Consider the following 23,861-nt stretch of genomic DNA (forward strand, 5'->3'; position numbering starts at 1 on the left):
GTTGACGCCTCGCTTGGTTGTCAGACGAAGCGTAGCGACAATGCCATGTCTACAAGACAGCTCAATGAGCTCCATCAGGCGAGAACAGGTGCAGTTGAAATGTTTACGGCGCATTGTCTTATCATCGATGCTCCTGCCACCGTTCGAGACCGCCGTGTTCAACTTCCTGGTGATTGTCTTCCCACACTTCAACGCCGCCGCGACCACCGCGTTCGTCGACCCGTTCCGGGCCGCCAACTACCTTAGCGGCGAGAGCCGCTTCCATTGGGCGTTCGCTTCGGTCGAGGGCGGTGGCATCCGTGCCTCCAACGGTATGGACCTGTTCACCCAGTCGCTGGCCAACGTGCGTGATCAGGTTTGGGACCTGGTGATGCTTTCGTGTAGTTGGGCACCTGAGCAGCACCACAGCAGTTATTTGCAGGGGGCGCTGAGAGCCTGGGCGAGCAAGGGTTGCCTGCTCGGTGGCCTGGACACCGGCACCTTCCTGTTGGCCGAAGCCGGGTTGCTCAAGGGGCGGCGGGCCACTGCGCACTACGAACACATAGATGCCCTGCAGGAGCTCTATGCCGATGTCACCATCGTCGAAGACTTGTATGTGTTCGACCAGCAACGCATTACCTGCTGCGGCGGCGCTGCGGCTACCGACACCGCGTTGCAGCTGATTCGCAACCTGCATGGCGAGACCTTGGCCAATGAGGCGGCGCGCTATGTGTTTCATCAGCAGTTCCGGCCAGGCAGCGCCCAGCAGAACCCGGAGGCGCAGCAGCCGCTGGGGCATACCATCCCGTTGCCGGTACGCCAGGCGATAAAGCTGATGGAGCGGCACCTGGAGGAGGTCATCGGCATTCCGGCGCTGTGCGAACAGGTGGGTATTTCCCAGCGCCAGCTCGACCGCCTGTTCCGCCAGGTGGTGCACAAGAGCCCGGCGCTGTACTACCGCGACATTCGCCTGGACCGGGCGCGCGGGTTGGTCACCCAGACCGACCTGGCGCTGACCAAGGTCGGCGTCGCTTCGGGTTTCCCTAATCAGTCGCATTTCTGCCGCGTCTACCGCGAACGCTTCGGCCTGACCCCGCGCCAGGACCGCCAGGAGGGCAGGGTGCCATTCGACTACCGGGCCTGGCCGATGCACCAGCGCGGTGTGACACGGCCATAACGGTCGTTTCCAGGCGGCACTTACCCAAAAACGACAATGTCCAGAACAGAATAAAATACGGCGTATTTTGCACATTTAACCGATCGGCCCCAGACCATCATCAACCCCACAGAACGGGCAAATACCCTTTGCCCGGTACAATAAAAGGGCCGTTGATATGTCTGAGTTGCTGCATCCTCGCCAATTCGAATCGATCAAACAGGGCTACGACCCGGATCCTTTGCTGTCCCAGTCGCTGCGTGCCGAAGCGTACGTTGAACCCGAATGGTTCCGCCTCGACCAGCAGGCCATCCTCGCGAAAAGCTGGCAGTGGGTTTGTCACGTCGAGAAGGTTCGCGAACCTGGCAGCTACACCACCGTCGATATCGCCGGGCATCCGATCGCCGTAGTCCGTGACCAGGACGGCAGCCTGCGTGCGTTCTACAACGTCTGCAAGCACCGTGCTCATCCGGTGCTGCAAGGTGAAGGCAAGACCCGCCGGATCGTCTGCCCTTACCATTCCTGGTGCTATGGCCTGAACGGCAACCTGGTCGCGGCCCCGCATGTCGGCGGCTTGAAAGACTTCAACAAGGAAGAGATCCACCTGACGCCGGTTCAGGTCGAGGAATTCTGTGGCTTCGTCTACGTCAACCTGGACCCACAGGCTGCGCCCCTGCGCGAGCAATCCGGTGACCTGGCCAAGGAGATCCTGCACTGGGCGCCGGACATCGAGAAGCTCACCTTTGCCCACCGCCTGACCTACGAGATCAAGTCCAACTGGAAGAACGTGGTCGACAACTTCCTCGAGTGCTACCACTGCCCGACCGCGCACAAGGACTTCTGCACCCTGGTCGACATGGACACCTACAAGGTGCAGACCCATGGCATCTACTCCAGCCACATGGCCGAAGCCGGCAAGGGCCAGAACTCGGCCTACGACGTGTCCAAGGCTAGCGTGCGCACCCACGCGGTCTGGTGGCTGTGGCCCAACACCTGCCTGATGCGCTACCCAGGTCGCAGCTCGATGATCGTCCTGAATATCGTGCCTATGGGCCCGGACCGCACCTTTGAAACCTATGACTTCTTCCTGGAGACGCCCGAGCCGGACGACATGGAAAAAGAGGCCATTCGTTACCTGGATGAGGTGCTGCAGGTGGAGGACATCTCGCTGGTCGAGAACGTTCAGCGCGGCATGCAAACCCCTGCATTCGATCAGGGACGCATCGTCACTGACCCGAATGGCTCCGGTAAATCCGAGCATGCCTTGCATCACTTCCACGGGCTGGTGCTCGAGGCTTACGCACGCTGTGTGAAGCCATGAGCGGCGGCGGCCTGAACGGGAAGATCGCCTTTGTCAGCGGCGGCACGGGCGGCATTGGCAGGGCTGTGTGCGAGCGATTGCTCAAGGAAGGGGCTGTGGTCTATGCCGCCGACCTTGCGCAGCAGCATCCTGTGCCAGGGGCGACGCCGGTGCCGTTGAATGTCGCCGACGAAGCGCAGGTGCAGGCGGCGATGCAGCAGGTGGCCCGGGAGCATGGGCGGCTCGATGTGCTGGTGAATGCCGCCGGCATCGAGGTCGAGCACAGCATCGAGCACACCACCCTGGAGGTGTGGAACCGGGTATTCGCGGTCAACGTCACCGGTACCTTCCTGGTCAGCAAGCATGCCTTGCCGTTGCTGCGCGAAAGCAACGGCGCCAGCGTGATCAACTTCGGCTCCTATGACGGCTTCATCGCCGACCCAGGGCTGGCGGCCTACTGCGCGAGCAAAGGCGCTGTGCATGCCCTGACCCGTGCCATGGCTTGCGACCACGGCCCCGAAGGGATCCGCGTCAATGCCGTATGCCCCGGTTACATCGACACGCCGATGCTGCGCAGTTTCTTCCAGGGCCATGGCGACATCGCCAGCCTGGAAAGCGCGGTGCGCGACGTACACCCGACCCGGCGCTATGGCACCCCGGACGATGTCGCCAACCTCGTGTACTGGCTGGCCAGTGACGAGGCCCGCTATGCCAGCGGGCAGCTGTGGATCCTCGACGGCGGCCTGACCGCCCAAGTCCAACAAATGAAACTGTGAGCCTCGCCATGCCAAAATCCGTCATCATCACCTGCGCCACCACCGGTGGCGTACACACCCCGACCATGTCGCAATACCTGCCGATCACCCCTCAGCAGATCGCCGATTCGTCCATTGAGGCCGCCAACGCCGGCGCGTCGATTATCCACTTGCATGCCCGTAACCCTGAGACCGGCAAACCCGATCCCCGTCCAGAGCTGTTCCAGGACTTCATGGGGCAGATCCACCGCCAGAGCGATGCGGTGCTGAACGTGTCCACCGGCGGTGGCCTGGGCATGACCCGCGAAGAGCGTCTTCGTGCTGCCTTGGCGGTCAGCCCGGAAATGGCTTCGCTGAACGTCGGCTCGATGAACTTCGGCATCTTCCCGATGAAGGCCAAGTACTCGAACTGGAAGCATGACTGGGAGCCAGCGTTCCTCGACAGCACCCGCGACTTCATTTTCCGCAACACCTTTGCCGACATCGAATACATCGTCAAGGAGCTGGGCGACGGCCATGGCACCCGCTTCGAGTTCGAATGCTACGACCTCGGCCACCTGTACAACCTGGCGTGGGTCATCGACCAGGGCTGGGTCAAGCCACCGTTCCTGATCCAGATCGTGTTCGGCGTGCTGGGTGGCGTGGGCGCGGACCTGGACAACCTGATGCACATGCATACCGTGGCGCAGAAGCTGTTCGGCAAGGACTACGAGTGGTCGGTACTGGCCGCGGGCAAGCACCAGATGGCATTCGCCACCCAGGCGGCGATGCTCGGCGGCAACGTGCGGGTCGGCCTGGAAGACAGCCTGTTCATCGGCGCCGGCGAGAAGGCCAAGAGCAATGCCGAGCAGGTGCTGAAGATCCGCTCGATCGTCGAGAACCTCGGGCTCCAGGTAGCCACGCCCGCAGAAGCCAGGGCGCGCCTTGGATTGAAAGGTCGCGACCAGATCACCTTGTGATTCGTGATTGGGGATACGCCATGCATACCAGAATGTTGATCAACGGCGAGCTCGTTGAAGGCGCCGCTGCGCCCCTGGCTGTCATCGACCCGTCCAGCGGGGAGGAAATCGTCAGCGTTCGCCAGGCTGACGAAGCACAGTTGGACTGTGCCGTGCGCAGCGCGCAGGAAGCCTTCGAGCGCTATTCGAAGACCACCCCGGCACAGCGTGCCGGGCTGTTGCAGGACATTGCCGAGGTGATCGGGCAACATGCCGAAGAGCTGGCTGCGCTGGAAAGCCAGAACGTTGGCAAGCCCTGGCCATCGGCACTCGAGGATGAGATGCCGCTGACCCTCGATACCTTCCGTTTCTTTGCCGGCGCGGCGCGCACCCTGGCCGGTGTGGCGGCTGGCGAATATGTGGCAGGGCACACCAGCCTGATCCGGCGCGACCCGATCGGCCCGGTGGCGGCCATTGCACCGTGGAACTACCCGCTGATGATGGCGGCCTGGAAGCTTGCGGCGCCGCTGGCCGCCGGTTGCAGCGTGGTGCTCAAGCCCTCGGAACTCACCCCGCTGTCGACCTTGCGGCTGGGGCAATTGTTGGCAGAGGTAGTGCCCAAGGGGGTCGTCAATATCGTGCACGGGGTGGGCAGTTCGCTCGGTGCCCGCCTGATCAATGCCGACGGCATCGAAGCCGTGAGCATCACCGGCTCGCCAGCTACCGGCAGCGCGGCCATGCGCGCCGCGGCACAGCAGATGCGCCAGGTGCATGTCGAGCTGGGCGGCAAGGCCCCGGTGATCGTCTATGAAGACGCCGATATCGACAAGCTGGTCGCCACCTTGCGCGCCACGGCGTTCTTCAATGCCGGCCAGGACTGCGCCCAGCCTTGCCGGGTGCTGGTGGCCAGCAAGGTCTATGAGCGGGTCGTCAGTGCCCTGGCCGAAGCCGCCTCGTCGATCAAGGTCGGCGCACCGCGGGCAATCGGCACCGAGATGGGGCCACTGGTGAGCGAGCTGCACCGGCAACGGGTGGCGGGGTTCGTCGACCGCGCCCGGGCCTATGCCGAGGTGGTCACCGGCGGCACGGTGCAGCCCGGCGGCGGTTTCTTCTACAGCCCGACCGTGGTTGCCGATGTCGACCATCACGCTGAAATCGCCACCCAGGAGCTGTTCGGCCCGGTGATTTCGCTGTCGCGCTTCACCCCGGATCAGGACCCGGTGGCGATCGCCAATGCCACCCGTTATGGCCTGGCTTCGTCGCTGTGGACTCGTGACAGTGGCCGCGCCATGGAGGCCAGCAGCCGGCTGCGTTACGGCTTTACCTGGGTCAATACCCACGGCGTTGCCACGCCGGAAATGCCCTGGGCGGCCATGAAAGGTTCAGGCCACGGTTGCGACATGTCGGTGTTCGCGCTGGACGCCTACACCAGTGTCCGCCACGTCATGCTCGCACACGGGTGATCAGCATGGACCAATCAGCCGTGATCGTAACAGGTGGCAGCCGCGGTATCGGCTTGGCCATCGTCGAGAAATTCGTGGCGCTGGGGCGGCAGGTGGTCACCTGCGGGCGTGGCGCCAGGCCCGGGCATCTGGATGGTTCGGTGGAATGGGTGCAGGCCGATGTATCCCGCGCTGCAGATGCCCGCTACATCGTCGAGCGCGCCGAGCAGCGCTGCGGCCGGGTGGGCGTGCTGGTCAACAACGCGGGTGTGCAGGTCGAGAAGACCGTGCTGGAAAGCACCGATGCCGATTGGGACGAAGTCATGGGGATCAATGCCCGCGGCACCTTCAACCTGTGTCGGGCGGTGTTGCCGGGCATGCTCGAACAGGGTGGCTCGATCATCAACCTGGGCTCGATCTCCGGGCAGACCGCCGACCCGTCCATGGCGATCTACAACGCCTCGAAAGCGTTCGTGCATGGGCTGACCCGCTCCATCGCGGTCGACCACGGCCCGCAGGTGCGCTGCAACGCGGTGTGCCCGGGCTGGATCATGACGGCGATGGCCGAAGATGCCTTCGCCATGGCGGCGGACCCGGCAAGCGCCAAGGCCGACGCCCTGGCGCGCCACCCGGCCGGCCGCTTTGGCCAACCTGAGGATATTGCCGAGACCGTGGCTTGGCTGGCCTGCGACGCGGCGCGCTTCATTACCGGGCAGTGCATCGTCGTCGATGGCGGCCTGACCAGTGCATCCCCTCTACAACCGAGGTTTTTCTGATGAGTGAATTTCAAAATGTCGCAGTGATTGGCGCGGGCGTGATCGGTGCCAGCTGGGCTGCGCTGTTTCTGGCATCCGGGCGTAACGTCGCCGTGTATGACCCGTCGCCGACCCTGGAAGCCGATGTGCGTAGCTACATCGACAATGCCTGGCCGACGCTGCGTGAGCTGGGCCTGGCGAATGCCGAACCGGGCCAGTTGAGCTTCCATGGCGATGTCGCCAGCGCCGTACAGAACGCCGATTTCGTGCAGGAAAGCGTACCGGAGCGGATCGCCATCAAGCACGAGCTGTTCGCCAAGCTGGAAGCCGCCCTCAAACCCGGTGCCATCGTGGCTTCGTCCGCGTCCGGCTTGCGCCTGGGCGAGATGCAGGCGGGGTGGAACAACCCCTCGCATTTCATCCTTGGCCATCCGTTCAACCCACCACACCTGATCCCGCTGGTCGAGGTCATGGGCAACGACAAGACCGCTGCGGGCGTAGTCGAGCAGGCCGAGCGGTTCTATGAACTGGTCGGGAAAGTGACGATTCGGGTCAACCGCGAAGTGAAGGGGCATGTCGCCAACCGCCTGCAGGCTGCGCTGTGGCGGGAAGCCATTCATCTGGTCAAGAGCGGCGTCGCCAGCGTGGAAGACGTCGATAAAGCGGTATGGGCGGGGCCCGGCCTGCGCTGGGCAGCGATGGGGCCGACCCTGCTGTTCCACCTCGGCGGCGGCTCGGAAGGCCTCACTTCCTTCTGCCAGAAATACACCGACAGCTTCAACGGCTGGTGGGATGACCTGGGCGATCCACGCCTGGATGCCGAAACGGCCGCGATGCTGGTGGCGGGTGTCCATCAGGAAGCCGGCACCGACAGCTGGGCATCACTCGCGACCCAGCGGGATGACTTGATCACTCACATGTTGAAGGCAACCGCGCCAATGCGGCGCCGTTGAGTTTGGGCCCGAGACGCATACCGTCTCGGGCCAGTTTGCCGTTGCGTGAGGTTTGCCATGCCTGATGACGTTTTGACCTTACAGATAACTGACCTGATTGCCGAAGCCAAGGGCGTCATGGTCATCGAGCTGCGCTCTGCTTCGGGCGAAGCGCTGCCGTCGTTCAAACCCGGCGCCCATATCGAACTGCATTTGCCTGGGGATATCGTTCGCCAATATTCCTTGTGCAACGACTCACGAGAGACTCACCGCTATTGCGTGGGGGTTGGCCTGTCTCCCACCAGTCGCGGTGGTTCCCGGCATGTGCACCGATCCCTTCGCGTGGGCGACACGCTCAAGGTCAGCCCGCCCCGCAACCATTTTCCATTGGAAGAAGATGCGTCGGGTTTTGTGTTCTTCGCCGGTGGTATCGGCATTACGCCGGCGTGGTCGATGATCCAATGGTGTGAAGCCAACAAGCGTCCTTGGCACCTCTTCTATCTTGTGCGCAGCCGGCAGCGTGCGGCCTTCCTGGAGGAGCTTGGTGCTTTTGGCGAGCGGGTGACCTTGCACGCCGATGATGAGGCCGGTGGGTTGTTCGATATCACGGCCGCGATCGGCCAGCAGCCGTCCAATGTTCACTTCTATACCTGCGGGCCCACTCCATTGATGCTTGCCGTTGAAGCAGCCGCGAGCGGCTTTCCTGAGCAGCAGGTGCATTTCGAATGGTTTACGCCGAAGGAGCCGAAAAGCTCAGGAGCGGATAAAGCCTTCACTGTCCAGCTCGCCAGAAGTGGCAAGTCGTTCGAAGTGCCGGCGGACCAAAGCATTCTCCAGGTACTCGAGGCGAACGGCCTTCGCGTGGAAAGCTCTTGCCGGGAGGGCACATGCGCCTCGTGCGAAATCTGCGTGCTGGAGGGTATCCCGGACCATCGCGACAGCGTGCTGACAGCAGCCGAACGCAACAACAACGACGTGATGATGATCTGTGTTTCCCGGTCGCTTTCAGAACGCCTCGTTCTCGATCTCTGAAATGCTCCCATGACTTCTGGAAGGACTTATTCGTGAATAACCTGCTGCTGATTCACCAGGCCACCATCGTTGAAGACTGGATCGATTACAACGGCCACCTGCGCGATGCCTTCTATTTCCTGCTCTTCAGCCATGCCACGGATGCATTGATGGATCACATCGGTCTCGACGTGGAGGGCCGAGCGATCTACGGGCACACGCTGTACACCCTGGAAGCCCACATCAACTACCTGAGTGAAACCCGGTTAGGGGAGCAGGTGCAGGTATTTACCCAGGTGATCGACCATGACAGCAAGCGCCTGCACATCGTCCATCACTTATGTCGCCCCAAGGATGGAGAGCTCCTGGCTGCCAGTGAGCAGATGCTCATGAACATCGCCAGTGAAGCCGGGCGTGCGGCGAAGTTCGCCACGTCCGTCGAAGCGAAGATCAGCGCGATTTTCCAATCTCATCGATCGCTGCCGCGCCCCGGCTACTGCGGGCGTGTGATTGGCATTCGTCGCTGAAGCATCAGCTGCTGCACCTACAACAAGACTGCGTTGCCTCTGAATAACAAGAAACTGCCGCTTCCCATGGCTGCCACAGAGAGGATTTGCGTCATGAAAAATGCACTGCGCGTGATGTTCTGTTCCACCTTGGCCTTTTGCGTAAACAGCTATGCCGCAGAGCCGTCCCAGTGTCGGCTGGTGCGGATGTCCGATCCCGGCTGGACCGATATCCAGACCACCACCGCCATTGCCACCACGCTGCTGAAAAGCCTCGGCTATCAGACCAAGTCCACCCTGGTAGGCGTGCCGCTTACCTTCAAGGCATTGGCCGATGGCAAGAGCATGGATGTGTTCCTGGGCACCTGGCTGCCGACCATGGAGCCGGATCTCAAACCGCACCGTGATGCTGGTGCCATCGATATCGTGCGGGTCAACCTGCAGCATGCCAAGTACACCTTGGCAGTGCCGCAGGCCTTGTGGGACCAAGGGCTCAAGGACTTTGCCGACATCGCGAAGTTCAAGCACCAGCTGGGTGGCAAGATCTATGGCCTGGAGCCCGGGGATGGCGGCAACAATGCGGTGCTCAAGGCGATTGGCGACAACGCTTTCGGCCTGAAGGACGCGGGGTTCTCGGTGGTCGCATCCAGCGAGTCGGGGATGCTGGCCCAGGTCGAGCGCGCGCAGCGGCGCAATCAGGCGATCCTGTATCTGGGCTGGGAGCCGCACCCGATGAACACCCGCTTCAAGATGAAGTTCCTCACCGGCGGCGACGACTACTTCGGCCCTGACTTCGGCGATGCCACGGTCTACACCAGCACCCGCAAAGGCTATACCGACGAGTGCCCGAACGTGGGGCAACTGCTCAAGAACCTGAGCTTCACCCTGGACATGGAGAACCACATCATGGGCTCCATTCTTTACGACAAGATGGAGCCGGAGGCGGCTGCCAAGGTTTGGTTGAAGCAGAACCCGCAGGTGCTCGATGATTGGCTGGCAGGTGTGACGACATGGGATGGCCAGCCTGGCCTTGAGCAGGTCAAGGCGCAGATGGCGCCATGAGCAACCCTGTCGGGGCCTTGCAGGTGCAATGTTTGCCCCGTAAAGGCTCGCTTGATGAGAAGGACAATAAAAAATGAAGATCGAGAAGCGAAGTATCGAGTTCGTACCGCACAGTGAGCGCTACGGCAGGCCACGGCGGTTGTTCACGGTATGGTTCAGTTCCAACCTGCAGGTGACAGCCTTGATGGTCGGTACATTGGGTGTGGCTTCGGGGCTGAGCCTGATGTGGACACTGGCGGGGTTACTGCTTGGCTGCATGCTGGGCACCATCTTCATGGCAGCGCATTCGGCGCAAGGGCCGCATCTGGGCGTGCCGCAAATGATCCAGAGCCGCGCCCAGTTCGGCGTTTTCGGTGCTGCCATTCCGTTGCTGGTGATGGTCACGGCTGCAGTGCTGTTCATGGCCGCCAGTGGTGTGTTGATGCGAGATCCGCTAAAGGCGCTGATCCCGGTCAGCGACAACCAGGCAATTCTGATTGTCGGCATCATGACCTTCCTGATCGGCGTCGTTGGCTATGAACTCATCCACCGCATGGGCGCATGGATGAGTTTGCTGTCGTCATTGGTGTTCGGTGCCGCTCTGGTATTGATACTGGTGCGAGCGAGCGCATCCGGGACCCTCCACGTCGATGCGGGCGGTTTTTCGATGCCGGTGTTCAACCTGGTGATCGCCCAGGCGGCGTCCTGGACGCTGGGTTATGGTCCTTATGTGGCGGATTACTCCCGCTATTTGCCGGCCGATGTTCGCACCAGGGATACCTTCTGGACGACCTATTTTGGCTGCGCACTGGGCTCTCTGGGCATGATGGCGTTGGGGGCGACACTGGCCGCAGTCGTGCCATCGGCGCTCGATGTCGACCCAGGGACGGCGATTGCCAGTCTGTTCGGCCCTTGGGCGAAAGCCGCGTTGTTGGTGGTCGCGCTTGGCGTGATTCAGTACAACGTGTTGTGCCTCTACAGCGCCTACATGTCCACTACCACGATTTTCAGCGGCTTCGCCAAGTTGCTGCATGTTCGCCAGGGCGCCAAGACATTGCTCATGGCGCTGCTCTCGGTGCTGGCCTGTGCCATCGCTGTCCAGACGCAGTATCACTTCGACACGTTCTTTGCCGACATTCTGATTGGCCAGCTCTATTTGCTGATCCCGTGGAGCGCGATCAATCTGGTGGATTACTACGTGGTTCGACGCGGTAGCTACAGCATCGACGATCTCTACGACGCCCAAGGCCGATATGGCCGTTGGAACAGGAAAACCATGATCGTCTATGGCGTCTCGATCATCGGCACGGTGCCGTTCATGAAACTCTCGTTCTTCGAAGGCTACCTTGCCCAGCTGATAGGCGCAGACATCAGCTGGATCGCAGGCCTGGTACTGGCTGGTTTGCTCTACTTCATCTTCCACATGAATCGCGCTCCGGCGGAAAACGGATTGCTGGCCAAGGGGCAGCGAAGTGGTACCAGCACCGCGCCTTGATAGATTCTTCAGGCGGGGTAGCCCGTAGTGCCTGTCAGTTGAGCGATTTGGGGTGGGTAGGTGCCCGCCATAGCAGTTTCAGCGCCTGTGAGATCGAGCGCCGCCCGCGCGGCGCATCGCGAGCTGGCGCTCGCTCCTACGTTTGTTTCGGGCCAGTGAGGCCTGTGGCAGGCGCGCGCGACCGCCTTGTTCGTACGGTGCGATATCGAGCCATGCGCCAAGGCGTTCGCGCGCAAATCCCATAGGAATAATTGGCCTGAAACAAACGTAGGAGCGAGCGCCAGCTCGCGATGCGCCGCGCGGGCGGCGCTCGATCTAGGGCAAAGTACTCATCTACCAGGCCGGCTCGCCTCGAAGCTGATGATCTGATCGCCCTTGCGGGGTTGGCGTCCATGTTGGTAATCACCCGACACCACTACATCCACAAAACCCGCTTCGCGCAACGCGAATGCCAACTCCTCGACACCCCACCAGCGCAAATGAAATAGATCAAGTTCTGCCGACAGTAACGCGCCATCCCGCCAGTGTTGGTAGTGCAGATGAGAAAGGGTCGTTTGTTTGACGTAATCAATCTCGGCTCGATGACCGGTCATCGTCAGTAAATCGCCATTTCCCACCGCCCAACTGCGCGCGGAGCTCGTTTCTCCAACGATGCTTTCGATGGGATCGATGTCCACGATTAGCCTTCCACCCGGTAGCAGATAATCCCAGAACCGCTTGAGCACCGCCCTTGCCGAGGTGGTCTCGGTAATCAACTGAAACGACCCCGCGGGCAGAATGATGGCCGCGAAGCGTCGGTCGTAGCTGAATTGCTCGAATGTCTGGCATGTCAGCGTAGTAGGAAGGCCCCGACTCAGGCATTCCTGTCGACAGTACTCGAGCATGTCTTGTGATGCGTCAAAACCTTCGATGGCCAGGCCCATCTCAAGCATGGGTATGAAGATCCGGCCATTGCCGACCGCAGGTTCCAGGATGGGACCATCACACCCCGTCAGACGCTGCCGGTAGTACTCCAGATCGCCGAAGGAGTGACCAATGGGCTTGTCCAGGTGATAGATCCAGGAAGCGAGCTTTCCGTACCTGTTTTGCATTTTTACCCTCCATGTCAAGTCGAGAAGGCTACCTGATGTGACTTGGACATGAATACAAACCTGGCCGCAGCAAACAGCGTCTTGCTTTGAATAAGGTAGGGCGGCTCACGCTTCATTGCCCTAGGGCGACGGTCGAGGCAGGACCGGCATAAATCCAGTAAAACGTGCCTTATTTTCATTTTATTGAGTTTAAGGCACTAAATATGGGGATTAGCTGGCTTGATCGAAACGCCAATTTGCAAGCATCGCCGACAATCTCTACCCGCAGGTTATTACGCAAGATACCCTGCGCACGATCCAAGGCCGCATCGACCAGAACGTTGCTCTGTTGCGCCAACGTCACACGGGCCGTAGTCGCAGGTGATCATCCCCCATGGCTTCTCTGTGCCCCTGGCGCAGATGCTGCCCCCCGAACCGTGCGTTTGATGAACCGTCTGTTCGGCGCCGAGATGGTGGCCGAAGCGAGTGTTCACGTAATAGAACGCAGAGGGTCATTTTCAGCCCCTACCGCCGGCTGGGTTGTGCAATTACCGTTAACGCCTACCGTCGTCGCGGCAGAGGCCGAGCCATGAACAAGATCCTGGGTGTATACGCAAGCGCTGCCTTGCTCTTGCTCGATTATGCCGGACCAAAAGGTTTCGCACCAACCACGCCCCGTAGAGGCGTCGGGCAGCTGTGGGTCAACCTGCCCATCCAGGGAAAAATGTCATCCCCGCGTTATCAGACCCTCCTCTGAGCGAGAAACCCATGAACAGCGGCACCGAGATCCTGCAGGCGCTCCAGGACTTGCGGGTTGGGCGATTCGGCCAGCGGGACGACTGACGGTCACGGTGCAACCGAGGTGTTCACCTAATCTGATAATCCCCACGAGGGATATGTGGCCGTGTCTGCAGTGATCGGCAGGACGGCCTTCACCCGTGAAAGAGGAACGCATCATGAGTAATTTTGGACAAATCGCCAACTTCAATGGCCAGGTCCCCCGGATCGACCCTGACAATGCCGCGATGCTGTTGATCGATCACCAAAGTGGTTTGTTCCAGACGGTCAAGGACATGCCCATGACCGAGCTGCGGTCCAACGCCATTACCCTGGCCAAGGTCGCCAGCCTGGCCAAGATCCCGGTGATCACCACTGCCTCTGTCCCGCAGGGCCCCAATGGCCCGTTGATTCCGGAAATTCACGAAGCCGCGCCCCATGCCCAGTACGTTGCCCGCAAGGGGGAAATCAACGCCTGGGACAACGCCGAGTTCGTCGCCGCCGTGGAACGGACCGGGCGCAAGCAACTGATCATCGCCGGCACCATCACCAGCGTGTGCATGGCGTTCCCCAGCATCAGCGCCGTGGCGGCCGGCTATCAGGTATTCGCCGTCATCGACGCATCGGGGACCTACTCCAAGATGGCGCAGGAAATCACCTTGGCGCGCATAGTCCAGGCCGGCGTGGTGCCGATGGACACCGCCGCTGTGTGTTCCGAAGTGCAGCAGACCTGGAACCGCCCGGACGCCGCCCAGTGGGCCGAAGCCTACAGCGCTGTGTTCCCGCATTACCAACTGCTGATCGAGAGCTACATGAAAGCCCAGGCTGTCGTGGCCAACCAAGAGCAATTGGATTCCGAGCGCAAGTAACCTTCCTTCTCTGGTAAACAAGGAGCACCATCATGGCTTTCCAATACAAGCGTCTGGACAAGAACAACGCCGCGGTTCTGTTGGTCGACCACCAGACTGGCCTGCTCTCGCTGGTGCGGGACATCGAGCCTGACCGTTTCAAGAACAACGTGCTGGCCCTGTCGGACCTGGCCAAGTACTTCAAGCTGCCGACCATCCTCACCACCAGCTTCGAGAATGGCCCCAATGGGCCGCTGGTGCCCGAGCTCAAGGAGCAGTTCCCCGACGCGCCTTACATCGCCCGCCCAGGCAATATCAATGCCTGGGACAACGAGGACTTCGTCAAGGCGGTGAAAGCGACCGGCAAGAAGCAACTGATCATCGCTGGCGTAGTGACCGAAGTGTGCGTGGCCTTCCCGGCGTTGTCCGCCCTGGAGGAGGGCTTTGATGTCTTCGTCGTCACCGACGCGTCCGGTACCTTCAACGAACTGACCCGTGACTCGGCCTGGCGCAGGATGGAAGCCGCCGGTGCGCAACTGATGACCTGGTTCGGCGTAGCCTGCGAGCTGCACCGCGACTGGCGCAATGATATCGAGGGGCTGGGCGCGTTGTTCTCCAATCACATCCCCGACTACCGCAACCTGATGACCAGTTTCAGCTTGCTGAATGCGTCCAAATAAGTCTGGGCCGAAGCGTCGTATCTTGGCGTATGGCTGCTCGAACCGATGAGTCGGTGAAACGACTTTCAATCGAGGAGTTTCAATGGCTGAGCCTATCGTCCACGCCTCTTATGGAGGCGTGGCGTCAGGCAATACCCGAGGCAACTCCAGCGCGGATGAGTACTGGTTGATCGCCGATTATCCGCTCAGCCTGTTTTGAGGCGCCTGATGGATCCCTTGATTTCCTATTTCAAACTGGCTCTTCACCCAGGCCGTGCGGTGCTGTTCTTCGCCTTGCGCACCATCGTCGCGGGCCTGCTGTGCCTGTACCTGGCGTTCATCTTCGATCTGGAGCAGCCAAAGTGGGCGCTGATGACGGTGATCATCATCAGCCTGCCGCTGGCCGGCATGACCCTCAAGCGCAGCTTCGCCCAGGTGCTGGGGACTGCGGCGGGGGCGGCGGTGGCCGTGGCGATCATGGCGTTGTTCCCCCAGGCCCCGATGCCTTTCCTCGTCTGCCTCGCCCTGTGGCTGGCCTTCTGCACAGCAGGGGGGACCCTGCTGCGTTACACCGACTCCCATGCGTTCGTCCTGAGTGGCTTCACCGCCGTGGTGGTGGCGATGCTGGCGGTCCCGGAGCCGGACGGCATCCTCATGCTGGCCATCACCCGGCTGACCGAAACCCTTCTCGCGGTGGCCTGTGTCGCGGTGGTCAGCCTGTTGACGGCGCGCCCCCAGGCTGTGGCGCAGGGGTATTTCAGCAAGGTCGACAGCTTGGTCAAGCTGATCGCCCGGCATGCCGCCGAAGTGGTTAGGAGCGAGGAAGATGACGGCGCATTCAGTCAGCGTCAGGCTCACCTGATCGCGGAGATTAGCGCCTTGGAAGGCCTACGCCGGCATCTTTATTTCGATGCCCCGCACTTGCGTAGCGCCGACGGGCTGGTGCAGTTGCTGGCCAACCAGTTGGTGTTGCTGGTGTCGCGCCTGCAGGTGTTGCGTCAGCAACGTGAGTTGATCAAGCAGCACTGGCAAGGGCCGTTGCCGGCGGACATCCAGCTCTTGCGTCAGGCTGAGCTGGACAGCCTGGACGCACTCGCCCGTGATGGTGTGGCACTGTCGATGTCGCGTCGCGAGGCGATCCGCGGGTTGCAGCAACGCTTCGACGAAGCCGCCGACCGCGCCGAGTACCTCAACGAGCCGTTGCCCTCGCGCATGCGCCCGTTGGCCTGGGCATTGCGCTGGGAACAGGCGCGCCTGCTGGAGCAACTGGACGAACTGATCGAACTCAACGAAGCGATCCAGCAGGGCCGGACGGCCAGTTGCCCTCAGGTGCAAGGGCAGGTCAGCGCCTTGCACCTGGATTTTCGCCTGGCCGGCATGAATGCGGTGCGGGCCTTCCTGGCGCTGTTTCTCTCCGGCTGGCTGTGGATCGAGACGGCCTGGGACGGCGTGCGTTCAGGCGTGATCCTGATGGGCGTCATGTGCTCGCTGATGGCGACGTTGCCAAGGCCCTTGCTGGCCAGCCAGAACTACAACCGCGGTCTGCTGGTGGCGATGGTGTTGTCGGCCGTCTACCAGTTCGCCCTGCTGCCGCTCTTCACCGATTTCGAAATGCTTGCCCTGTGCCTGGTGCCACTGCTCTATCTGGCTGCCGTGGGCCTTGCCAGCCCTATGACCGCAGGTATCGGCATGGGCATCGGGCTGATTGGGCTGTTGATGATCGGCCCGCAGAATATCGGCACTTACCACAATACGGCCATCCAATGGTTCGAGTTCGCAGGTGGGTACGCAGCTGCCGGTGTGTTGGCCATGGTGGTGTTCGCCCTGGTGTTTCCATTCAACCCGCAAAAGCGTATGGCCCGGTTGTTCGGCCTGCGTCGCGAGGACGTGTACCAGCAGGTGACGGCACCTGCCAGCCTGGTGCGCCAGTTCGATTTCGAGAGCCGTATGCTGGATCGGCTCTCGGCGATGATCGGCGTGCTGCCGGCCACCAGCGACGCCCGCTCCCGGGCATTGTTCGAGTGCGCTCTGGTGTGCCCGGTACTGGCCATTGCGTTGATGCAGGCGCATGCCCAGTGCGCCGCCAGCGAGGCGCTGCCACAAGGCATGAAATCGCGTTTGCGCCTAGTGTTGCAGGAGACGGCGGAGGTAATCGGCGCTCGCCGGCACCTGGACATCGATGCCTTGCTGCAAACGCTGGATGAACTTGGCGAGGCCCTGGACGCGTTGCACCAGATGCATTTCGATGCTGGCAGGGAGGCCCTGCGCCGGTTGTTCATCCTGCGGGTCGCATTGGCAATCGCCGGCCAGTTGCTGCGGCGCTATCGAGTGGTCCTGGCGCCGGGTACAGCGGCAGAAGAGGAGGGCGCCTATGCCCATTGATTTCGAGTTTGGCGGTGTTTACCTGCCGCCGATCGCCCAGGCCTTGTTGCTGGCCTTGCCCCTGTTCCTGATCGCAGACGCCGTGTTGCGCCGGGTCGGCGTGCTGGCGCTGGTGTGGCACCCGGCCCTGTTCCAGGGGGCCCTGTATGCCGCGATCTGCGCGGCGCTGGTGTTGTCGATGGGAGTGAGCCTGTAAAGATGCCTGTGTTGAAACCTGTTCTTTCCAAGGCCCTGACCCTGGCGGTCCTGGTGCTCGCGCTGGTGCTCGGCTGGTTTGCCTGGGATTACTACACCCGTGCACCCTGGACCCGTGACGCGCGGGTGCGGGCGGATGTGGTGACCCTGTCGGCCGAGGTCTCCGGGCGCATCATCGAGCTGCCGGTACACGACAATCAGTTCGTCCGCCAGGGCGACCTGCTGTTGCAGATCGATCCTGCCCGCTATGAGCTGGCCGTGCTGCATGCCGAACGTGCCGTCGAGGTGGCGCGCGCCGCCCTGGGACAGTCGCAGGCTGCCATCGTCGCCAATGAGGCCTTGCTCAAGCAGCGGCGCAGCGAGGAGCAGCGGCGGCGCAAGTTGCAATCGCTGTCGGCGATCTCTGCCGAGGAATGGGAGAAGTCCGGCACCGACGTGGCGGTGGCCCAGGCCCAGCTGCTACGCGAGCAGGCCAATCTCGGCCTGGCCCAGGCCAATGTGCAACTCGCCGATGCCACCCTGAAACAAGCGCGGCTCGACCTCGAGCGTACCCGGGTCAGCGCCCCGGTCAGCGGCTATGTGACCAACTTGTTGACCCGTCAGGGTGACTTCGCCCAGCCGGGTACCCCCGCTGTTGGCCTTGGTGGACAGTGCCTCGTTCCACGTCAGTGGCTATTTCGAAGAAACCAAGTTGCCGAAGATCAAGGTGGGCAGCCGCGCGCGTATCGCCTTGATGAGTGGCGAGGTGCTGGAGGGCACGGTGGAGAGCATCGCCTACGCCATCACTGATCGCGAGAACCAGCCGGGTAACCGCTTGCTGGCCAACGTCAACCCTACCTACACCTGGGTCAAGCTCGCCCAGCGGATCCCGGTGCGCCTGCGTTTGCAACGTAGTGCCGATGCAGTGCCGCTGCGGGCCGGCACTACCGCGACAGTCACCATCTTGGAATGAAATTCATCGCATGTTCGATCTGAATGATCTGTATCTCTACACCAAAGTCGTCGAGCACGGCGGTTTTGCCCCGGCGGGCAGGATCCTCGGCTTGCCGAAGTCGCGCTTGAGCCGCCGTGTTGCCAAGCTCGAAGAGCGCTTGGGGGTGCGATTGATTCAGCGCTCCACCCGCCAGTTCGCGGTCACCGAAGTGGGGCTCGAATATTACCAGCACTGTGTGTCGATGATGGACCGAGCGTTGGCGGCAGAGGATGCAGTCGAACGCAGCCGGGCCGTACCCAGTGGGGTCGTGCGCCTGGCATGCAATACGTCATTGCTGGATTCGCGACTGGCGCCGATGTTGGCGCGCTTCATGGCTCAATGCCCGGTGGTGGAGTTGCTGGTCAAGAGCTTCAACCGACGGGTGGATGTCATCGGTGAAGGCTTCGACCTGGTCCTGAGCGTGCACCATGGCCCGCTTGAGAGCAGCGAACTGGTGATGCGCAAGCTGGCCGAGAGCCGTCATTGTCTGGTGGCCTCGCCACGCTTGCTCGCCAGTCATGACCCTTCGCAGCTGCCTGCGGACCTCCTGGCGCTCCCGAGCCTTGGCTGGGGGGCCGCCGTCCAGGAATACACCTGGGACCTGGACGGGCCGGACGGTGTCGCAACATCCATTCGCTTCCGGCCCCGGCTGGTGTCGGACGACTTGGCCGTACTGCATCAGGGCGCATTGGCGGGTGTTGGGGTGGTGGTGCTACCGGAAGAGCTGGTGCGTGCGGATCTGGCGAACGGACGGCTGGTTCACGCACTGGAGGGCTGGAGTCCGCAAAATGGGGAAGTTGTAGCGCTGTTTCCGTCGCGACGTGGATTGATGCCGGCGGTGCGCAAGCTGATCGACTTTCTGGTGAATGAATTTGACGAGATAACCCGTACTTCATGAATCAGGCATTCAGGCTTGAGCACATTGCGTGTGCTGGACGGTGCAGGTGGTGGTGGGTGGCGATCGGTCCGCTAAATCCGGGTTTATCGATTATGTGAGCCAGAACCTGCTGCTCTCATGAGCCGCACGCTGCCGCAGGCGCTCGCCCATAAAAAACCGCCAGATGCCTGACTCTTCATCTACTGGGCGTATTTCTTGGCCCCGGCAACGCAGATGACAGCGCCTAGCGTCACCACAAGCATCATCCAGCTGACGTGCTCGTGCAGAAGCAACGCTGCTAGTCCAAGCCCCATGAACGGCTGAAAGAGTTGCAGTTGGCCCACTGCCGCAATGCCACCCTGGACCAGCCCTCGGTACCAGAACACAAACCCGATCAGCATGCTGAACAGTGAAACGTAGCCGAAGCTGAACCACGCAGGGGTGCTTACCTTGGCGAAGGCATCAGGCGCTGGAAAATTAGCGATAGTTAGCAGCAGCATGAACGGCAATGCTACAAGCAATGCCCAACTGATCACCTGCCAACCACCCAATGTCCGTGAGAGACGCGCCCCTTCCGCATAACCCAACCCACAAACGACTACCGCAGCCATCATCAGCAGATCTCCCACCGCCGACGCTTCTCCTCCATTCATCAACGCATAGCCGGCGACTAGCCCGGCACCTGTCAACGAGAACAACCAGAACATTGGCCGAGGTCGCTCACCGCCCCGCAGAACGGCAAATCCTGCGGTACAGAGTGGCAGGAGCCCGACAAAGACAATGGAATGAGCAGAGGTGACGTGCTGGAGGGCCAGTGCCGTCAGTAGGGGGAAACCGATAACAACCCCAAGCGCTGTTACCGCCAATGACGACAGATCACCACGTTTAGGTCGGGGCTGCCGTAGCACGATCAAAAAAAGCGCACCCAATATGGCGGCAATCGTTGCCCTGGCACATGTCAGAAACGCAGGTTCGAAGGCCGTCACTGCCACACGGGTTGCCGGCAACGAGCCCGCAAAGATTGCGACGCCTATGAAGCCGTTGATCCATCCGCTTGTTGATTTTTCCATCGGTAAGTCCTCGACAAGTCAGGGCTCAGTACATCACTGACGGGCTCATCAAGGCCATGTACAATCAAATACAGTTTAACCAAACTGTTATGCATATAAGTCCAGCACAGCTGAGGGTGTGATGAAACGGAGCGGAACGCGAATTCGCACGGTCATGGCTGAGATCCAGTCCAGGATAGCCTCTCGAACCTACACACCTGGTACGAGAATTCCTTCAGTCCGGGCAATGGCCCAGACCATGCAAGTATCGGTTTCTACCGTCCTTGAGGCCTATGAGCGGTTGATGGCAGAGGGTGTACTTAGCTCTCGCCCTGGCTCCGGCTTTTACGTAGCTGGGCCAGTGGCGCCGTTGGTACTGACCGAACTCGGCCCCAGACTTGATCGTGACGTCGACCCGCTGTGGATCTCGCGCCAGTCTCTTGAAACCTCCAGCGATGCGTTGAAACCAGGGTGTGGGTGGCTACCTGCATCCTGGATGTACGAAGCGGGCATGCGTAAAGCGCTTCGAAATGTTGCCCGTTCGGACACTATGAAACTGGCTGAGTACGCTTCACCGCTTGGACATCCGCCTCTCAGGCAATTCTTGTCGCGACGACTGGCAGGAAACGGGATCGAAGCCCCTCTGGAACAGATCATGCTCACTGAGTCTGGCACCCACGCCATCGACCTGATTTGCCGTTTTCTGCTGGAGCCGGGAGACACTGTCTTGGTCGACGACCCCTGCTATTTCAATTTTCACGCATTACTGAAAGCACATAGGGTGAACATCGTAGGAGTACCCTACACTGGAACGGGCCCAGACATCGATGCGTTCGGCGCTGCCCTGCTCGAACATTCTCCCCGGTTGTACATAACGAATTCCGGCATCCACAACCCGACCGGGGCCAGCATGTCTCCGGTCACGGCACACAGGCTGCTAAAGCTGGCCGACACCTCTAGCCTGGTGATTGTAGAGGACGACATCTTCGGGGATTTCGAGAATACTCCCGCTCCACGACTGTCAGCCTTCGATGGCCTCTCTCGTGTCATCCAGATAGGTAGCTTTTCCAAGACCATCTCCGCTTCAATTCGATGCGGCTACATCGCTGCTCGTCGTGAATGGATCGAGAGCCTGGTCGATCTCAAGATTGCGACTACATTCGGGGGTGGACGCTTGGCCGCGGACATAATCCATCAAGCTATTACTGATAGCGGGTACCGAAAACACATGGAAAGTGTCCGCCTCAGGTTGGCCGAGGAAATGGACAGAACGGTAGCGAGGCTTCAGGCCATTGGTATCAAGCCTTGGATGATTCCCCAGGCTGGGATGTACGTCTGGTGCCAACTCCCTCAAGGTAAGGATGCGGCAACGCTGGCTAGAGCTTGTTTGAATGAAGGTGTAGTGCTAGCGCCCGGAAATGCTTTTAGCCAGTCCATGACTTCGGGGGATTTCCTCCGCTTCAACGTTGCACAATCTGGTGACGCCAAAATCTACGAAGTGTTGAAACGGGCTCTGAGTGCTTAGTCGTGAGACCAATTGACAGCAGGGAGCCTGGCAGCGCCGGGACTAGCCCCCAGTGACCGGCGGAAAGAAGGCGATGTCGTCGCCATCGCACAACGGCTCATCCAGGGTACACAGTGCCTGGTTGCGCGCGCACATCAGGTTGGCCTGGCCGAGGGTTTGCGCCCACAGCTCGCCACGGCTGACCAGCCGCTCACGCAGGTCGCGCAGGCTGGCCAGCGCTGGCTCCCATTGCAGCGTCTCCTGCTCGCTGCCCAGCAGTTCGCGATAGCGCGCGAAGTAGTTCACCTGGATCATGGCGCTACCTCGGCCTGGTACAAGCCCGAACGCCCACCGGACTTGCGCAGCAGGCGCAGCCAGTCGATCTGCAGGCTGCGATCGACGGCCTTGCACATGTCGTACTGTGCGCATGGCCGCCGCTGTCCAGGTGGGTCAGGAGGCAGAGGGGCGCGGGCGTGTCGTTCATGATAGTTCCAGAGGCGTGGGGGTGGGCTGCTGTTGCGAACAGAGCAGCAGGCGGGCTTCGGCGAAGCACTGCTGGGCGAGGGCCGAGCGTGGCTCGCTGCGACGCAGCAGCAGGCCGACCGGGGCGAAGATGCTGGCGTCGGTGATCGGCAGGATGTGGAGGTGTCCGCCCAGGCCCTCGAGGCCGTGGTCGAGGGGCATGATCGCGCAGCAAAGACCCGCGCAGACGCCTTGCATCAGCTGGTAGGTGGAGTCGCTTTCGAGGATCGACAGCGGGTGCAGCCCACGGCTGCGAAAGCTCAAGTCGATGGACTGGCGGTAGTGCATGCCCTGGGACAGCAGCCCCAGGGGCAGATCGGCGATGGCTTCCCAGGACAGGCTCGGGCTGTCGAAAGCGAACTGCCGGGTGTCGTACAGCAGGCCCATGCGCGTGGCGCCCAGTTCGATCACGTCGAAGTGATTACGGTTGATCTGGTCGAGGTAGCAGATGCCCAGGTCCAGCTGGTTGCGGCTCAGGCCGTCGGTGACCTGTTCCGAGCTCAACGACGACAGCTGCACCTGCAATTGCGGGTAGCGGCTGATCAGCGGCTTGAGCAGGTCCATCAGGTTGAAACTGGATAGCGGCACCATGCCGATACGCAGGCTGCCGACAATGCGCCCCCGGCAGTTGGCGGCCTCGGCTTGCAGGCCGTCGTAGGCAGCCAGCAGGGTGCGGGTCCAGGCCAGGATTCGTTCGCCGGCTTCGGTGAAACCCTCGAAACGCTGGCCACGGGTCACCAGCATCAGGCCAAGCTCGTCTTCCAGGTTGCGCAGGCGCATCGACAAGGTCGGCTGGGTGATATGGCACAAGGCAGCGGCCTGACCGAAATGTCGGGTCTGGTCCAAGGCAATCAGGAACTTGAGCTGTTTGATATCCATGGGGGCGCCTTGCCGATAGAGTTTGAATATATGAAATCATTGAGGCGTGGCACTTTGAACGTGTGAGCGCGGCCAGGCTTCAAGGCGACGAAAAGTAAAGTGAAGAGCGACCATCGTCCAATGGGAAATAACGAAGAAGTGATAGAGAAGACTGATGATGAAGTGTGATAGATGGCGCTTATTGACTATTGCGTATTATCGATTGGACGCGCTGTGGGCAGCACTTTAGTTTCTGGAGCATATTGCCAAGTTGCCAGAGTGCCAAGACATGAGTGCCAAACCCGATGCCGTGTTCGTTCCATTGAATATTGCCGTGCTGACGGTCAGCGATACCCGCACGTTCGAAACCGATACATCTGGCGAGTTGCTGGCCAGCCGCGCGGTGGACATGGGCCACCGCCTGGTGGTCAGGGCGTTGCTCAAGGACGACCTGTACAAGATCCGCGCCCAGGTGGCCAACTGGATCGCCGATGAGGGCGTGCAGGTGGTGCTGATCACCGGTGGCACCGGCTTTACCGGGCGCGACAGCACCCCAGAGGCGGTCAGCTGCCTGCTGGACAAGCATATCGATGGCTTCGGTGAGCTGTTCCGCGCCCTGTCGATCCTGGATATCGGCACCTCCACGGTGCAGACCCGCGCCTTGGCGGGCCTGGCCAATGGCACTTTGGTGTGCTGCCTGCCGGGCTCCACGGGTGCCTGTCGTACCGCCTGGGAGGGCATCCTGGTCGAGCAACTGGACGCCCGGCACCGCCCTTGCAACTTCGTGCCACACCTGAAGGCAGCCAACCTGTGCGGGACGCGCTCGTGAGTGCGTTG

At 61.2% G+C, this 23,861-nt stretch carries 23 protein-coding genes and 3 pseudogenes; 21 read left to right on the forward strand and 5 right to left on the reverse strand.

Annotated features, from left to right (window positions below):
- The first annotated feature begins 127 nt into the window (after positions 1 to 127).
- The 11 genes from TZ03_RS01040 (at position 128) to TZ03_RS01090 (ending at position 11,310) form a co-directional block, all read left to right on the forward strand.
- Positions 128 to 1,156: a GlxA family transcriptional regulator gene (locus tag TZ03_RS01040; protein ID WP_051095155.1), complete on the forward strand. Its 1,029-nt coding sequence runs from the start codon at positions 128 to 130 to the stop codon at positions 1,154 to 1,156.
- 157 nt (positions 1,157 to 1,313) lie between these two features.
- Positions 1,314 to 2,456 carry an aromatic ring-hydroxylating oxygenase subunit alpha gene (locus TZ03_RS01045; protein WP_051095157.1) on the forward strand — a complete coding sequence of 381 codons (1,143 nt, stop codon included), beginning with the start codon at positions 1,314 to 1,316 and terminating at the stop codon, positions 2,454 to 2,456.
- Entirely contained in the window at positions 2,453 to 3,211 is a 759-nt protein-coding gene (locus TZ03_RS01050) for an SDR family NAD(P)-dependent oxidoreductase (protein WP_051095159.1), read from the forward strand. The genes TZ03_RS01045 and TZ03_RS01050 overlap by 4 nt, the downstream gene beginning before the upstream one ends.
- A gap of 8 nt (positions 3,212 to 3,219) precedes the next feature.
- Complete coding sequence (locus tag TZ03_RS01055; protein WP_051095417.1) at positions 3,220 to 4,149, forward strand: 3-keto-5-aminohexanoate cleavage protein; 930 nt, start codon at positions 3,220 to 3,222, stop codon at positions 4,147 to 4,149.
- A 20-nt stretch (positions 4,150 to 4,169) separates the two neighbouring features.
- Complete coding sequence (locus TZ03_RS01060) at positions 4,170 to 5,591, forward strand: aminobutyraldehyde dehydrogenase (RefSeq protein ID WP_051095161.1); 1,422 nt, start codon at positions 4,170 to 4,172, stop codon at positions 5,589 to 5,591.
- A 5-nt stretch (positions 5,592 to 5,596) separates the two neighbouring features.
- On the forward strand, positions 5,597 to 6,346 hold the full coding sequence (locus TZ03_RS01065) for an SDR family NAD(P)-dependent oxidoreductase (protein WP_051095418.1): 750 nt from the start codon (positions 5,597 to 5,599) through the stop codon (positions 6,344 to 6,346).
- On the forward strand, positions 6,346 to 7,278 hold the full coding sequence (locus TZ03_RS01070; protein ID WP_051095162.1) for a 3-hydroxyacyl-CoA dehydrogenase NAD-binding domain-containing protein: 933 nt from the start codon (positions 6,346 to 6,348) through the stop codon (positions 7,276 to 7,278). Before TZ03_RS01065 ends, TZ03_RS01070 begins: the two co-directional genes overlap by 1 nt.
- 57 nt (positions 7,279 to 7,335) lie before the next feature.
- Entirely contained in the window at positions 7,336 to 8,289 is a 954-nt protein-coding gene (locus TZ03_RS01075; RefSeq protein ID WP_051095163.1) for a PDR/VanB family oxidoreductase, read from the forward strand.
- A 32-nt stretch (positions 8,290 to 8,321) separates the two neighbouring features.
- Complete coding sequence (locus tag TZ03_RS01080) at positions 8,322 to 8,795, forward strand: thioesterase family protein (RefSeq protein WP_051095164.1); 474 nt, start codon at positions 8,322 to 8,324, stop codon at positions 8,793 to 8,795.
- A gap of 93 nt (positions 8,796 to 8,888) precedes the next feature.
- Positions 8,889 to 9,836 (forward strand): choline ABC transporter substrate-binding protein, encoded by a 948-nt coding sequence (gene choX, locus TZ03_RS01085; RefSeq protein WP_051095165.1) that lies wholly within the window; start codon positions 8,889 to 8,891, stop codon positions 9,834 to 9,836.
- 73 nt (positions 9,837 to 9,909) lie between these two features.
- Positions 9,910 to 11,310: a purine-cytosine permease family protein gene (locus tag TZ03_RS01090; protein WP_051095166.1), complete on the forward strand. Its 1,401-nt coding sequence runs from the start codon at positions 9,910 to 9,912 to the stop codon at positions 11,308 to 11,310.
- A 329-nt stretch (positions 11,311 to 11,639) separates the two neighbouring features.
- On the opposite strand, the gene TZ03_RS01095 is transcribed toward TZ03_RS01090, so the two are convergent.
- On the reverse strand, positions 11,640 to 12,401 hold the full coding sequence (locus tag TZ03_RS01095; protein WP_051095167.1) for a class I SAM-dependent methyltransferase: 762 nt from the start codon (positions 12,399 to 12,401) through the stop codon (positions 11,640 to 11,642).
- A gap of 232 nt (positions 12,402 to 12,633) precedes the next feature.
- Here TZ03_RS01095 and TZ03_RS31370 point away from each other — a divergent pair.
- The 8 genes and pseudogenes from TZ03_RS31370 to TZ03_RS01125 all read left to right on the forward strand — a co-directional run.
- Positions 12,634 to 12,765 (forward strand): annotated as a pseudogene (locus TZ03_RS31370) (type II toxin-antitoxin system HipA family toxin); the annotation flags it as partial.
- A gap of 204 nt (positions 12,766 to 12,969) precedes the next feature.
- Entirely contained in the window at positions 12,970 to 13,137 is a 168-nt protein-coding gene (locus tag TZ03_RS31065; protein WP_160297733.1) for a hypothetical protein, read from the forward strand.
- A 199-nt stretch (positions 13,138 to 13,336) separates the two neighbouring features.
- Positions 13,337 to 14,026, forward strand: a complete 690-nt coding sequence (locus tag TZ03_RS01100) for a hydrolase (RefSeq protein WP_051095169.1) — start codon at positions 13,337 to 13,339, stop codon at positions 14,024 to 14,026.
- Between the two features lie 32 nt (positions 14,027 to 14,058).
- On the forward strand, positions 14,059 to 14,685 hold the full coding sequence (gene ycaC, locus TZ03_RS01105; RefSeq protein WP_051095171.1) for an isochorismate family cysteine hydrolase YcaC: 627 nt from the start codon (positions 14,059 to 14,061) through the stop codon (positions 14,683 to 14,685).
- A gap of 207 nt (positions 14,686 to 14,892) precedes the next feature.
- Positions 14,893 to 17,046: an FUSC family protein gene (locus tag TZ03_RS01110; RefSeq protein ID WP_051095173.1), complete on the forward strand. Its 2,154-nt coding sequence runs from the start codon at positions 14,893 to 14,895 to the stop codon at positions 17,044 to 17,046.
- Positions 17,036 to 17,242, forward strand: a complete 207-nt coding sequence (locus tag TZ03_RS01115) for a DUF1656 domain-containing protein (protein ID WP_051095176.1) — start codon at positions 17,036 to 17,038, stop codon at positions 17,240 to 17,242. Before TZ03_RS01110 ends, TZ03_RS01115 begins: the two co-directional genes overlap by 11 nt.
- A 2-nt stretch (positions 17,243 to 17,244) precedes the next feature.
- A pseudogene (locus tag TZ03_RS01120) lies at positions 17,245 to 18,193 on the forward strand (HlyD family efflux transporter periplasmic adaptor subunit).
- Positions 18,194 to 18,203: 10 nt separating this feature from the next.
- The gene (locus tag TZ03_RS01125; protein ID WP_051095178.1) at positions 18,204 to 19,112 is read left to right on the forward strand and encodes a LysR substrate-binding domain-containing protein; all 909 of its coding nucleotides are present in this window, start codon (positions 18,204 to 18,206) and stop codon (positions 19,110 to 19,112) included.
- 179 nt (positions 19,113 to 19,291) lie between these two features.
- Here the strand turns inward: TZ03_RS01125 and TZ03_RS01130 are convergent, their stop codons facing one another.
- Positions 19,292 to 20,161: a DMT family transporter gene (locus TZ03_RS01130; RefSeq protein WP_051095180.1), complete on the reverse strand. Its 870-nt coding sequence runs from the start codon at positions 20,159 to 20,161 to the stop codon at positions 19,292 to 19,294.
- A 121-nt stretch (positions 20,162 to 20,282) separates the two neighbouring features.
- On the opposite strand from TZ03_RS01130, the gene TZ03_RS01135 reads away from it, so the two are divergent.
- Complete coding sequence (locus tag TZ03_RS01135; RefSeq protein WP_051095182.1) at positions 20,283 to 21,665, forward strand: PLP-dependent aminotransferase family protein; 1,383 nt, start codon at positions 20,283 to 20,285, stop codon at positions 21,663 to 21,665.
- A gap of 42 nt (positions 21,666 to 21,707) precedes the next feature.
- On the opposite strand, the gene TZ03_RS01140 is transcribed toward TZ03_RS01135, so the two are convergent.
- From TZ03_RS01140 to TZ03_RS01145, 3 genes and pseudogenes are all read right to left on the reverse strand, one after another.
- Positions 21,708 to 21,959: a MoaD/ThiS family protein gene (locus TZ03_RS01140; RefSeq protein WP_051095184.1), complete on the reverse strand. Its 252-nt coding sequence runs from the start codon at positions 21,957 to 21,959 to the stop codon at positions 21,708 to 21,710.
- Positions 21,956 to 22,063: pseudogene (gene moaC, locus TZ03_RS28100) on the reverse strand (cyclic pyranopterin monophosphate synthase MoaC); the annotation flags it as partial. The pseudogene moaC and the gene TZ03_RS01140, both read right to left, overlap by 4 nt.
- 61 nt (positions 22,064 to 22,124) lie before the next feature.
- Entirely contained in the window at positions 22,125 to 23,045 is a 921-nt protein-coding gene (locus TZ03_RS01145) for a LysR family transcriptional regulator (protein ID WP_051095186.1), read from the reverse strand.
- Positions 23,046 to 23,313: 268 nt separating this feature from the next.
- Between TZ03_RS01145 and moaB the strand changes: the two genes are divergently transcribed.
- Entirely contained in the window at positions 23,314 to 23,853 is a 540-nt protein-coding gene (gene moaB, locus TZ03_RS01150; protein WP_051095188.1) for a molybdenum cofactor biosynthesis protein B, read from the forward strand.
- Positions 23,854 to 23,861 lie beyond the last annotated feature (8 nt).

The sequence above is a fragment of the Pseudomonas sp. 10-1B genome (genome assembly GCF_000935045.1).
Classification (GTDB): domain Bacteria; phylum Pseudomonadota; class Gammaproteobacteria; order Pseudomonadales; family Pseudomonadaceae; genus Aquipseudomonas.

Bases quoted from the DNA above. Each gene is read 5' to 3' on its own strand.
- TZ03_RS01040 (WP_051095155.1), top strand. From the start codon at position 128: ATGCTCCTGCCACCGTTCGAGACCGCCGTGTTCAACTTCCTGGTGATT.
- TZ03_RS01045 (WP_051095157.1), top strand. From the start codon at position 1,314: ATGTCTGAGTTGCTGCATCCTCGCCAATTCGAATCGATCAAACAGGGC.
- TZ03_RS01050 (WP_051095159.1), top strand. From the start codon at position 2,453: ATGAGCGGCGGCGGCCTGAACGGGAAGATCGCCTTTGTCAGCGGCGGC.
- TZ03_RS01055 (WP_051095417.1), top strand. From the start codon at position 3,220: ATGCCAAAATCCGTCATCATCACCTGCGCCACCACCGGTGGCGTACAC.
- TZ03_RS01060 (WP_051095161.1), top strand. From the start codon at position 4,170: ATGCATACCAGAATGTTGATCAACGGCGAGCTCGTTGAAGGCGCCGCT.
- TZ03_RS01065 (WP_051095418.1), top strand. From the start codon at position 5,597: ATGGACCAATCAGCCGTGATCGTAACAGGTGGCAGCCGCGGTATCGGC.
- TZ03_RS01070 (WP_051095162.1), top strand. From the start codon at position 6,346: ATGAGTGAATTTCAAAATGTCGCAGTGATTGGCGCGGGCGTGATCGGT.
- TZ03_RS01075 (WP_051095163.1), top strand. From the start codon at position 7,336: ATGCCTGATGACGTTTTGACCTTACAGATAACTGACCTGATTGCCGAA.
- choX (WP_051095165.1), top strand. From the start codon at position 8,889: ATGAAAAATGCACTGCGCGTGATGTTCTGTTCCACCTTGGCCTTTTGC.
- TZ03_RS01090 (WP_051095166.1), top strand. From the start codon at position 9,910: ATGAAGATCGAGAAGCGAAGTATCGAGTTCGTACCGCACAGTGAGCGC.
- TZ03_RS01095 (WP_051095167.1), bottom strand. From the start codon at position 12,401: ATGCAAAACAGGTACGGAAAGCTCGCTTCCTGGATCTATCACCTGGAC.
- TZ03_RS31065 (WP_160297733.1), top strand. From the start codon at position 12,970: ATGAACAAGATCCTGGGTGTATACGCAAGCGCTGCCTTGCTCTTGCTC.
- TZ03_RS01100 (WP_051095169.1), top strand. From the start codon at position 13,337: ATGAGTAATTTTGGACAAATCGCCAACTTCAATGGCCAGGTCCCCCGG.
- ycaC (WP_051095171.1), top strand. From the start codon at position 14,059: ATGGCTTTCCAATACAAGCGTCTGGACAAGAACAACGCCGCGGTTCTG.
- TZ03_RS01110 (WP_051095173.1), top strand. From the start codon at position 14,893: ATGGATCCCTTGATTTCCTATTTCAAACTGGCTCTTCACCCAGGCCGT.
- TZ03_RS01115 (WP_051095176.1), top strand. From the start codon at position 17,036: ATGCCCATTGATTTCGAGTTTGGCGGTGTTTACCTGCCGCCGATCGCC.
- TZ03_RS01125 (WP_051095178.1), top strand. From the start codon at position 18,204: ATGTTCGATCTGAATGATCTGTATCTCTACACCAAAGTCGTCGAGCAC.
- TZ03_RS01130 (WP_051095180.1), bottom strand. From the start codon at position 20,161: ATGGAAAAATCAACAAGCGGATGGATCAACGGCTTCATAGGCGTCGCA.
- TZ03_RS01135 (WP_051095182.1), top strand. From the start codon at position 20,283: ATGAAACGGAGCGGAACGCGAATTCGCACGGTCATGGCTGAGATCCAG.
- TZ03_RS01140 (WP_051095184.1), bottom strand. From the start codon at position 21,959: ATGATCCAGGTGAACTACTTCGCGCGCTATCGCGAACTGCTGGGCAGC.
- TZ03_RS01145 (WP_051095186.1), bottom strand. From the start codon at position 23,045: ATGGATATCAAACAGCTCAAGTTCCTGATTGCCTTGGACCAGACCCGA.
- moaB (WP_051095188.1), top strand. From the start codon at position 23,314: ATGAGTGCCAAACCCGATGCCGTGTTCGTTCCATTGAATATTGCCGTG.